Origin of the sequence: Bradyrhizobium sp. (assembly GCF_030693485.1) — a bacterium.
Taxonomy (GTDB): domain Bacteria; phylum Pseudomonadota; class Alphaproteobacteria; order Rhizobiales; family Xanthobacteraceae; genus Bradyrhizobium.
Genome location: NZ_JAUYAN010000266.1, coordinates 1 through 9,706, shown reverse-complemented (window position 1 = coordinate 9,706; position 9,706 = coordinate 1). Strand labels below are relative to the sequence as shown.

12 protein-coding genes are annotated in these 9,706 nt (G+C 64.0%); 8 read left to right on the top strand and 4 right to left on the bottom strand.

All coding sequences use genetic code 11. The features are described from left to right. Positions 1–911: acyl-CoA dehydrogenase family protein (locus tag Q8N40_RS19445; protein WP_305712953.1), on the top strand; the 911-nt coding region annotated here is incomplete at its 5' end. Positions 912–913: 2 nt separating this feature from the next. Then, the gene (locus Q8N40_RS19440; protein ID WP_305320391.1) at positions 914–1,627 is read left to right on the top strand and encodes a nitroreductase; all 714 of its coding nucleotides are present in this window, start codon (positions 914–916) and stop codon (positions 1,625–1,627) included. A gap of 67 nt (positions 1,628–1,694) precedes the next feature. Here Q8N40_RS19440 and Q8N40_RS19435 read toward each other — a convergent pair whose 3' ends face one another. From Q8N40_RS19435 to Q8N40_RS19420, 4 genes are all read right to left on the bottom strand, one after another. Continuing rightward, complete coding sequence (locus Q8N40_RS19435) at positions 1,695–2,522, bottom strand: universal stress protein (protein ID WP_305712952.1); 828 nt, start codon at positions 2,520–2,522, stop codon at positions 1,695–1,697. Positions 2,523–2,796: 274 nt separating this feature from the next. Further along, a complete protein-coding gene (locus tag Q8N40_RS19430; RefSeq protein WP_305712951.1) occupies positions 2,797–3,594 on the bottom strand; it encodes an enoyl-CoA hydratase/isomerase family protein in 798 nt (265 codons plus the stop codon). 16 nt (positions 3,595–3,610) lie between these two features. Then, positions 3,611–4,723, bottom strand: a complete 1,113-nt coding sequence (locus Q8N40_RS19425) for a cyclic nucleotide-gated ion channel (protein WP_305320394.1) — start codon at positions 4,721–4,723, stop codon at positions 3,611–3,613. A gap of 286 nt (positions 4,724–5,009) precedes the next feature. Further along, positions 5,010–5,318 carry a HigA family addiction module antitoxin gene (locus Q8N40_RS19420; RefSeq protein WP_305320395.1) on the bottom strand — a complete coding sequence of 103 codons (309 nt, stop codon included), beginning with the start codon at positions 5,316–5,318 and terminating at the stop codon, positions 5,010–5,012. A gap of 173 nt (positions 5,319–5,491) precedes the next feature. On the opposite strand from Q8N40_RS19420, the gene Q8N40_RS19415 reads away from it, so the two are divergent. From Q8N40_RS19415 to Q8N40_RS19390, 6 genes are all read left to right on the top strand, one after another. Then, positions 5,492–5,761 carry a BrnT family toxin gene (locus tag Q8N40_RS19415; RefSeq protein ID WP_305320396.1) on the top strand — a complete coding sequence of 90 codons (270 nt, stop codon included), beginning with the start codon at positions 5,492–5,494 and terminating at the stop codon, positions 5,759–5,761. Between the two features lie 4 nt (positions 5,762–5,765). Beyond that, a complete protein-coding gene (locus tag Q8N40_RS19410; protein WP_305712950.1) occupies positions 5,766–6,041 on the top strand; it encodes a BrnA antitoxin family protein in 276 nt (91 codons plus the stop codon). A gap of 217 nt (positions 6,042–6,258) precedes the next feature. Next, positions 6,259–6,474, top strand: a complete 216-nt coding sequence (locus Q8N40_RS19405; RefSeq protein ID WP_305712949.1) for a M48 family metallopeptidase — start codon at positions 6,259–6,261, stop codon at positions 6,472–6,474. A gap of 884 nt (positions 6,475–7,358) precedes the next feature. After that, positions 7,359–8,033 (top strand): Crp/Fnr family transcriptional regulator, encoded by a 675-nt coding sequence (locus Q8N40_RS19400; RefSeq protein ID WP_305712948.1) that lies wholly within the window; start codon positions 7,359–7,361, stop codon positions 8,031–8,033. 14 nt (positions 8,034–8,047) lie between these two features. After that, positions 8,048–8,926, top strand: a complete 879-nt coding sequence (locus Q8N40_RS19395) for a DUF6537 domain-containing protein (protein ID WP_305712947.1) — start codon at positions 8,048–8,050, stop codon at positions 8,924–8,926. 269 nt (positions 8,927–9,195) lie between these two features. Then, positions 9,196–9,706, top strand: a 511-nt coding sequence (locus Q8N40_RS19390) for an outer membrane protein (protein WP_371135749.1), incomplete at its 3' end; no start/stop codon positions are given.

Below are 9,706 nucleotides of genomic sequence, written 5' to 3'. Positions count from 1 at the left end.
CGGAGGAGCATAAGCAGCGCCTGCTGCCGCCGTTGGCGTCGGGCGAAGAGATCTGGTGCCAGCTGTTTTCCGAACCCGCCGGCGGCTCCGACCTGGCGGGCCTCCGCACCAGGGCCGAACCGGCCGATGACGGCTCCGGCGACTGGATCGTCAACGGCCAGAAGATCTGGACCTCCGGCGCGCATTATTCCGACTATGGTCTCCTCATCACCCGCACCGACCCCAATGTGCCGAAGCACAAGGGCCTGACGATGTTCTTCCTCGACATGAAGAGCAAGGGCGTGGAAGTGCGTCCGATCAAGCAGGCCAACGGCATGCAGGAGTTCAACGAGGTCTATTTCACCGACGTGGTGATTCCGGACAGCCAGCGTCTCGGCAATGTCGGGGACGGCTGGAACGTGTCGCTGACCACGCTGATGAACGAGCGGATGTCGATCGGCTCACGTCTCGCCACCGGCTTCCCCGAAATGTTCGAGTTCTGCTCCAGCCTGATGACCGAGGACGGGCCCGCGATCGACGACCGCGCCACGCGCTCGAAACTCGCGGGCTGGGCGGTGAAGGCGAACGGGCTGAAATATACCAGCTACCGCGCGGTGTCTGCGCTGTCCAAGGGCGAGCGTCCGGGGCCGGAAAACTCGATCGGCAAGCTGGTCGCCGGCGTGATGCTGCAGGACATTGCGAGCTATGCGATGGACCTGCAGGGCGCCGCCGGCGCCCTGACCGGCGCTGCGGAGGAAGAGGCGGCCGGCCAGTTCCAGCAGATGCTGCTGAGTTCGCCCTCGATGCGCATCGCCGGCGGCACCGATGAAATCCTCCGCAACATCATCGCCGAGCGCGTGCTCGGCCTGCCCGGCGACATCCGCGTCGACAAGGATGTGCCGTTCAACAAGATCCCGACCAAGGGGCGATGAGCATGACGGAAGCCGCTGCGAAGGCGCGTTACAAGGGTGAAGACCGTGTCGGCGTGCTCGAGGAGCTCCTGAATGAGCGCTATTCGGTTCGCGCCTTCCTGCCGCAACCGGTTCCGCGCGAAACCATCGAGCACGTCCTCACTATCGCGCAGCGCACGGCGTCCTGGTGCAACAGCCAGCCGTGGCAGGTGCTGATCGCGAGCGGTGAGGCCAAGGAGCGGTTTCGCAAGCTGATCTACCAGGAGGCGGCTTCCGGCGCCGAGGACGGCCATGATTTTCCCCCGCCGCGGGAATATCTAGGGGTCTATCAGGAGCGCCGCCGCGAGAGCGGCTTCCAGCTCTACAACACGCTCGGCATCGTCAGGGGCGACAAGGCGGCGTACGGCAAGCAGGCGCTGGAGAATTACAATTTCTTCGGCGCGCCGCATGTCGCGATCGTTCATACCGACGAGCCGCTCGGCGTCTACGGCGCGGTCGATTGCGGCGCCTATGTCGGCAATTTCATGCTGGCGGCCCAGGCGCTCGGTCTCGGCACCATTCCGCAGGCGGCGCTGGCGCGGCACTCCGGATTGATCCGCCGCCACTTCAGGCTGGCCGACGACCGCAAGGTGGTCTGCGGTATTTCGTTCGGATTCGCTGACAACGCCGCGAAGGTCAACAGCTACCGGACCTCGCGCGCCAGCATCGCCGACACCGTCACTTTCGTCGAAGCATAGAAGCGCTGTTCGCTCCCCTCCCTCCGCGCGCCCTTGCGCGTGGTGGGGAGGGGAGAAGGAAACTGCCCTAATGCGAGAGCAGGATCGGCAGCGGCGGCTTCGACAACAGGCTCCGTGTCGCGCCACCCAGCACGAACTCCCGCCACTTCGAGTGCCCATACGCCCCCATCACCAGCAGATCGGCGCCTTGCGACGAGGTGTAGGCCTCGATCACCTCGCCGATCGAACCGCCTTTGGCGTCGACCTTGTCCAGCACGACATCGATTCCGTGCCGGGAAAGATTCTTGGCCAGTTCTTCGCCGGAACGCCTGGTGTCCAGTGCCTTCTCGTTGATCACAGTCACGATGTGAACCTTGTTCGCGACTTCGAGTATCGGCGTGGCGTCCGATACCGCGCGCGCGGCCGCGCGGCTGAAATCCCAGGCCACCGCGACGGTCCCGACCTTGAACGGCCGCCGCTTCAAACTGACCGGCAGGATCAGGGTCGGCCTGCCCGATCCGAAAATCACCGCTTCGGCGTACCATAGATCGGATGACGCCGGCAGGATCGTCAGGTCGCGCAGCCGCGCATACTCCACCAGCAGATCCGGAATCTCCAGCGTGAGGCATTTCTCCAGGATGGTTTCGCGGGGGACACCGGCCTTTTCCGCCGCGGCATCGAACGCGGCCAGCAATTCCTGGGCGCTTTTCCGGCTCTTGGCGGCTTCACCTGCAATGATTCCGCTGACCATCGGGGCCGAGACGAAGTGCCCCGGGACCTGGACGCGGGTCTCGCAGGAAAGCGCGGCGAGATGAGCGCCGAGCGCTGCGGCGACCGCAACCGCATCCTCGACCGCCGAAACCGGCGTCGGATCCGGGTAACTGTTGAGCGCGACGAGGATATCCTTGAACGGCATGCGTTTCTCCTGTGGGCATGACCGTAAAATATCCGGAAGGCTCGCGGTTGATCTATCTCAATGGATCAGTGTTGCCCATGCTTCGAGACGCTCGCGATGCTCGCTCCTCCCGAGTGAGCGCAAAGCGCTCATCTCAGCATGACGTTGTTGTGTTGCAACAGGATGGACGTCATCCCGAGGAGGCCACCGACGGGTCGCGCGAACGCGCGCCCGATGACAGGCTCCGTGGCCGTCTCGAAGGATGGGCTGCAATACCGGTTTTCGATTCCACGTATCAGAATTTCGGCGGACGCTTCTCCGAGAACGCCTTGATGCCTTCCTTGATTTCGGCGCCGCGCATGCTGTCGCGGGCGCGGCGATCGGCATCCGCTTCGTCCAGCCTGCCATGCGCGAACTCGTTGATGGCGCGCTTCATGCCGCGCATCGCGACCGGCGCATTGCCTGAAAGCACCGTCGCCAGCCGGTCGACTTCCGCATCCAGCGCCGCGGCCGGCGCCATCGCGGTCAGATAGCCGATCCGCAGCATCTCCGCGGCATCGATTTTCTCGGCGGTCAAAAACAGCTTTCGGGCATTGTCGGCGCCGAGCCGCGACACGTAGCGCTTGATGCCGCCCTTGTAGTAATGCAAGCCCAGCCGCGCCGCCGGCATGAACATCTCGCAGCTGTCGACGCCGATGCGGAAATCGCAGGCCAGCGCGAGGTCAGTCGAGCCGCCATAGACCCCGCCATTGAGCCGGCAGATGGTCGGCAGTGCGAGGTCCTCGAGCCGGTCGACCACGATCTCGAACGCCGATCCGGCGGTCTGCGCTTCCGGCGCCGCGCTGGCGCGCTCCGCAATCGACCCGAGGTCGTAGCCGGCGCTGAAGGCGCGGCCGGTGCCGGTCAGCACCAGCACCCTGATGTCAGGATCGGCCTCGATCCGCTCGAACAGCCCCATCAGGGCGTCGAGGTCGTCGGGCTGCAGCCGGTTCAGGTGCTTCGGCCGGTTGAGCCGGATGGTGGCGCGCGCGCCGCCGATCTCCAGGATCGGCGTGCTCGCCTGTTCGGCGGCTTTGGGCCAGGATTTTTCCATTACTTGGGCTTTTCCATTATCTGTTTTCCAGCGCGCGCCGCCTGGCTTCGGCGTCGATGGTCGCGGCGAGATCGGGATGCCGCGCCATCAGGAGACGGAAGTCGACGAGATCGAGCACCAGCAGCTTCGACACCCGCCTGGTGGTGATGTTGGCGGAGCGCATATTGTTGCCGAGCAGCGCCATCTCGCCGAAGAACGCGCCGGCGCCGAGCGTCACCTTCTTGCCCGGCAGATCGACCTCGACCTCGCCGTCGGCGACAAAATACATGCAGTCGCCGGTTTGGCCCTTGCGGATGATCATGGTGCGCGCCGGCAGATCCATGGTGCGCAGCATGTGAGTGACATCGGCGATCGCAGAGGGTCCGAGCGCTGCGAAGAACGGCACCTTGCTTACCGACTCCCAGGTTTTCAGGAAATTGTCGCGACGGGTTTGCGCGGCAAAGCCGGTGGCGAGGATGCCGGTCCAGAGCCCGAACACGCCAAGGCCGCAGATCATCACCATGGCCGCGACCAGCCGTCCAAGCGGCGTGGTCGGCACGGCATCGCCATATCCTACTGTGGTCAGGGTGACGACCGCCCACCACAATGTCGCGGGGACGCTGCCGAAGGCCACCGGCTGGATGTCGCGTTCCAGGACATGCACCGCCACCGAAGACAGGAATAGCACCATCAGGAAAATCACCAGCACGCTCGAGAGCGGTCCGGATTCCTGCACCAGCACCCGGCGCAGTTGCCGCAATCCCGGAATTCCCGGAACCACCTTGAGCAGCCAGCACACGCCCAGCAGCCACGCCGTTTTGGGACTGGCGCCCAGGACCAGGGCCAGCGGTATCGCTGCGGCGGATACCGCGTCGACCAGCCCGCGGCCCGATATCGCGTAGCTCGATCCGTGCCCCGCCAGAAAGGCGTGGCGAAGCCGGACCGCCCATTCGAACACGAAGAAAGCCAGGCAGGCCCACAACACGGCGTCGACCCAGTGATGCGCCGCCTCATAGGCGGGATCGACCGTGATCAAACCCATCATGGCGGAGCCAGTCGCCACCACGACATAGGCTGCCCTGGTCATGTTGCGGCCGTTCGTTGCGGCAACGAATTCCGCCAGCAAGCGAGGAACAAGTGGCCTGGACATTGGGAGACGGCGCCTGTCGATGTGAAAGTGTCTGGTACGGCCAATGCGGGGCGTGGCCGGAAGACAAGGTGCCCGGGCGCGGGGAGGCCGTCAACGAGGGCGGGAAACGGCGTTATCGGCCGATATGCCGCCCCGTGGGGGCATGCGGTGGACGCGGCAGTTTTGGGCGCGCAGGCGCAGGGCGGCATTTCGGGTGAGGGGGCGCCGCCGCGGGGCGGTCGCCGGAACAGGGCGACCTCTCAACCGTCATGGCCGGGCTTGACCCGGCCATCCACGTCTTTGCCTCTCATGCCGCGTCTGTCAGCGGCCGTGCCCGCTCGATCCGCTTGCGCTGACGCGCGGAATGCATCGCTTCCCACAGGTCGGTTCGCCGCTGCACGTTGAGCCAGAAATCCGGGCTGTTGCCGAACACGCGGGCGAGGATGAGCGCGGTCGCCGCGGTCACGTTGCGGCGGTCGTTGCACAGCTCGTTGACGTGCTTGCGCTGCACCCCCATGGCGGCAGCCAGCGCGCCCTGTGTCAGGCTAATCGGCTTCATGAATTCTTCGGTCAGAATTTCACCAATCGTCGCCGGCTTGCGTTTTGTGGTCAGCATGACCTGCCTCAATGGGTGCTTGATCGTGTAGATATACACATTTCGGGTCGTCGCGGCCCGCGATCCATGGCCCGCCGCGAAAGGTGCGGGGCGGCCTTCTGGTCAAGGCGGCTGGTTGCAACCCGCGATCGGGAAGGCTCTTGCATTTTTGCTTTTTGTAGCTACACTAAGCTGTGAGAATTGAATTCGATCCAGCCAAGAGCGAGCGCAACGCGAGGCTGCGGGGGCTCCCGTTTGACCGGGCGCACGACTTCGATTGGGACGGCGCGGTGTACGATCTGGACTCGCGCCGGGACTATCCCGAGCCACGATTCGTGGCGCTGGGCCATCTGGGGGACAGGCTGCATTCGATCTGCTTCACGCCGGTCGAAGGCGGCGTTCGGATCATCAGTTTTCGCAAAGCCAGTCGACGCGAGGTTCGCTATCATGCCGAAAAAACCTGAAACCATGAGGCCGCCACTGACCGGCGCCGATGGCGAAGTTCGCCAACTGACGAAGGCAGATATCGCCCGTATGCGCCCGGCGCGCGATGTGTTGCCGGCGGAATTGCTGGCCGTGCTGCCAAAGCGCAGGCCGGGGCAGCGCGGGTCGCAGAAGGCGCCGACCAAGAAGCAGATCACCTTGCGGCTGGACGAACGCGTGATCGATCACTACCGCGCCAAGGGCGACGGCTGGCAGTCGCGGATCAACGATGATCTGAAGAAACTGACGGGCGCGAGGTGACGGGCGGGCATCTCCGAAATCATATGGCGCATCGGCGGTCGCACGCGGGCTACGCCGAAGGGCCGGGTGGACCTTCGGGCTTCCGTCAGGCTAAGCTTCGCCTAGAAGTTGATCATGAATGAATCCGCCTTCCATCCCGAGGACAAGGCCAGGTCTCTGATCGACCGGCGGCTTGCTGCGTGCGGGTGGCTGATCCAGTCCAGGGCTGACGTGAACCTTGGCGCCGGACTGGGCGTCGCGGTGCGCGAGCGGCAGGATATCCCTCAATCCCGACCTCGTTCGTGCGCCGACCGGCTGCATCGATTATGTCATTACGCATGAACTCATCCACTTGATCCATCCACATCATGGACTGGCATTTTATGATTTGCTGCAAACGCTTATGCCGGATTGGCGCAGCCGAAAACAACGGCTGGAGCGTTTGCTTTCGTGAAACGGAAGTTCGTCCCCAAGGTGCTGCGAGCCGGGTCTCTTACTGTACATGGGGTTGTTTTCGATATTTTTGCCTGAGCAGAGCCTTTGCCATCGAAAAACTTCTTATTTTCAGAATTTTTCGTTGACTCCTCTCCCAAATCACCCGCACATTTCCGCCCATCCCGGCCCGTTCAGAGGGGCGTATCATGATTGTCACGAAACGTGGGTCGGGGACGGTGGACGCGGCAGCGTCGGGCGCGCAGGTGGTTGCAGGGCGGGTTGGCGAAAGGCCCGTGAGCGATCGAGCGGCGCGCAGACGTCCGGTGCTGAAGCGTACGGCAAAAGCGTGTGGGCCTGACAGCCTCTGGGTTGGCGTCAAGTTCCGTGGAGGCGAAGCCGGCCCAACCGGGCTTTGGGTTCGCCGTTCAATCCGCGGGGCGACGGTGACAAGCGAATCCTGATCGCCGGGGTGAGCGCGAGATAAGCCGTAAAGCCATTGCGCAGGGAAGGCCGGAGTGTTTCCGCTGAACCTGTATGCTCATGTGCGTTTGTTTTGTACGGATTTGCACATGGGACCGCGGGTGCAGCGCGCACCCGGTCTTCCCTGCGCCCTCTGAATCAAGGCGCAAACCTCCCTGGCAAAGCTCGGGCGTTCGCGCCGCGAGAACGCGAAATGACGTCCGGGCCTCCCGGCCCTCCGGTTTGAACCGGAATCCGGCATATTTTTTGGCCACGCCGCCCCCAATCGGCCGAAAACCCAACCAATCCCGGCGTTTTCTCCGTATACCAAAAACGGCGCGCCGACATTACGATGACGCACGCGCCGGAACATGATGCCCGGAAGTTCACTGACGTTTCAAGACGTTCGATGACGTTCACTCCTTAAAAGCTGGTTGGCTGCCCATGGATACCTCGAATCTCGCCCAACACGCCGGCACGGCAGGCGCTGTCTTCGCATCGATCTTCGTGATCGCGACCACCACGATGCGGACCATGATCCCGCTGCGGGTGCTCGGCATCTTCACCAACCTGGTGCTGATCGCGACCGCGATCCCGAGCCGCAATTATCTGATCATCGTGGTGCAGGCGCTGGTGCTGGTGCTCAATTCCTACCGGCTGCACCAGATGCTGCAGCTGGTGCGGGACGTGAAGAGGTCGGTCAACAGCGACCTGTCGATGGACTGGCTGAAGCCGTTCATGACCGAGCGCCATTGCCCCGCAGGCGAGGTGCTGTTCTACAAGGACGAGAAGGCCGAGGACATGCTCTACATCGTCAGCGGGCGGTTCAAGCTGGTCGAATCCGGCATCGAGCTGCCGGTCGGCGCCATCGTCGGCGAGCTCGGCATGCTGTCGCCATCGAACATGCGAACGCAGACGCTGGAATGTATCGAGGCCGGTCATATCCTCAGCGTCAGCTACACCAAGGTCGAGGAACTTTACGTGCAGAATCCGGAATTCGGCTTCTACTTCCTTCGTCTCGCCAGCGCCCGGCTGTTCGAGAACATCGCCAAGCTGGAGGAGCGGCTGGCGCAGCAGGCCGCCGCCGCGCCGGCGCCCGCCGCGCCGAAGCCCGTCTAGGCCGGATCGCGGGAGTGGCAAGCTTCCTGTCCTCGCTGCGCTATCTGTTCGCCGATTTCATCGGCGAGGGCGACGGCACGCCGCCATTCCTGCCCGCCGGTCTGCCCGAGAGCGCGGAGCCCGACGTCAGCGAAGGCATCCATCTGCTGATGGATTATCAGGGCGCCCGCTACGCCAGGCTTTACGTGGAACGGCTGCGGCGCTTCGTCGGCAAGCCCGGCGTCGACGAGGCGATGTTCGGCGAGATCGCGCGGCTGATGGCGATGCGCATGAGCTATCAGGATCCGATCCGGATTGCGCAGCTGAAGCTCGCCGAATTGAATCCCGCCACCGGCGATCCGCCGGCCGGCGCACCCGACGACGTCAGGCAATTCCGGCTGGATGAACTGGTCGAGGCGATCCCCGCGACGATCGCCGAGCCGATCCTCTACGTCCTCGAGCGTCTGGGATGGGTCCACAAAGAGGTCTCGATCCGCTTCAGCACCAGGAACCGCTGGGGCATTCGCCGCCTCCGGATCGAGGCGGCGCTGCGGCGATGGCGGCGGTTCTCGATCCGCTATGCCAGGGAGCGGGTCTGGGTCGAGCGCTGGCTGCACATGATCGACCGCGCGCTGACCCGGCAGCCCGCGGCCGCGTCCGCGATCGTGCGGACCGCGACCATGGTGCAGGGTTACGGCGCCGCCTATCGCCAGGGCCTCGCCGACTGGCATGCCATTATCGACGGCCTCGCCAAGCCGACCTTCGACGGCGTGCTGCCGCTTCGGGATCTGACCGGCGCCGTCGCCGAGGCCCGCGCGGCGGCCCTGCCCGATCCGCGGCAGGCCGCGCTCAAGCGCACCATCGCCGAGATCAGGGCCCGCGCGCTGGCGGCCTCGGAAACCGCGGCGGTCTGAGTGTGACCTCTACGCTGCGGAGGCGACGAATCCGGAAGGCCCATTTTAAGGTGAATGAACCCTTAAGCCCTTGAGTTCCATTAGGAAGCCGAATCGCGGATCCCACCAAACTGGTTCGATTTCGTGCTGAATCGGAGGCACGCTATTGCAGAAATGTCGCACCGATCCGGCAAAGTGCTTCGTTTCGCCCGGAAGCCGCAGGTTTTGCTTGTTTCCACAGCCAACTGAGGTTCTGTAGGGTCATCGAATTCAATATGGGGGATTTTTCCATGCAGTCCAAATTTCTCACGCTACTAGCTGGAGCGGCCCTGAGCCTCGGTCTCGCGAGCGCTGCTTCCGCCGCCGACATGGCCGCCCGTCCCTACGCCAAGGCGCCTGCGCCGATGATCGCCGCGATGTACAACTGGTCCGGCTTGTACATCGGTCTCAACGGCGGCGGCGGCTGGAGCCACAAGTGCTGGGATTTCTCCGGAGATGCCACGGCCCGTCTGGCTGTCAACGTCGCGGAAGGTTGCCATGACGCAAGCGGCGGAACCGTCGGCGGCCAGATCGGCTATCGCTGGCAGGCAGCTTCCTGGGTGTTCGGTCTGGAAGCCCAGGGCAACTGGGCCGACTTCAAGGGCTCCAATGTCAGCCTCTTGTTTCCCCTCGTCACCAACAGGACCAAGGTCGACGCGTTCGGCCTGTTCACAGGCCAGGTCGGTTACGCCTTCAACAACGCTCTGATCTACGTCAAGGGCGGCGCCGCCGTGGTCAATGACAAGTACGACTACTACACCA

Excerpts from the sequence above, each read along its gene's own strand:
- Q8N40_RS19425 (WP_305320394.1), bottom strand. The coding sequence starts at position 4,723 with ATGTCCAGGCCACTTGTTCCTCGCTTGCTGGCGGAATTCGTTGCCGCA.
- Q8N40_RS19430 (WP_305712951.1), bottom strand. The coding sequence starts at position 3,594 with ATGGAAAAATCCTGGCCCAAAGCCGCCGAACAGGCGAGCACGCCGATC.
- Q8N40_RS19435 (WP_305712952.1), bottom strand. The coding sequence starts at position 2,522 with ATGCCGTTCAAGGATATCCTCGTCGCGCTCAACAGTTACCCGGATCCG.
- Q8N40_RS19400 (WP_305712948.1), top strand. The coding sequence starts at position 7,359 with ATGGATACCTCGAATCTCGCCCAACACGCCGGCACGGCAGGCGCTGTC.
- Q8N40_RS19440 (WP_305320391.1), top strand. The coding sequence starts at position 914 with ATGACGGAAGCCGCTGCGAAGGCGCGTTACAAGGGTGAAGACCGTGTC.
- Q8N40_RS19410 (WP_305712950.1), top strand. The coding sequence starts at position 5,766 with ATGAGGCCGCCACTGACCGGCGCCGATGGCGAAGTTCGCCAACTGACG.
- Q8N40_RS19420 (WP_305320395.1), bottom strand. The coding sequence starts at position 5,318 with ATGCTGACCACAAAACGCAAGCCGGCGACGATTGGTGAAATTCTGACC.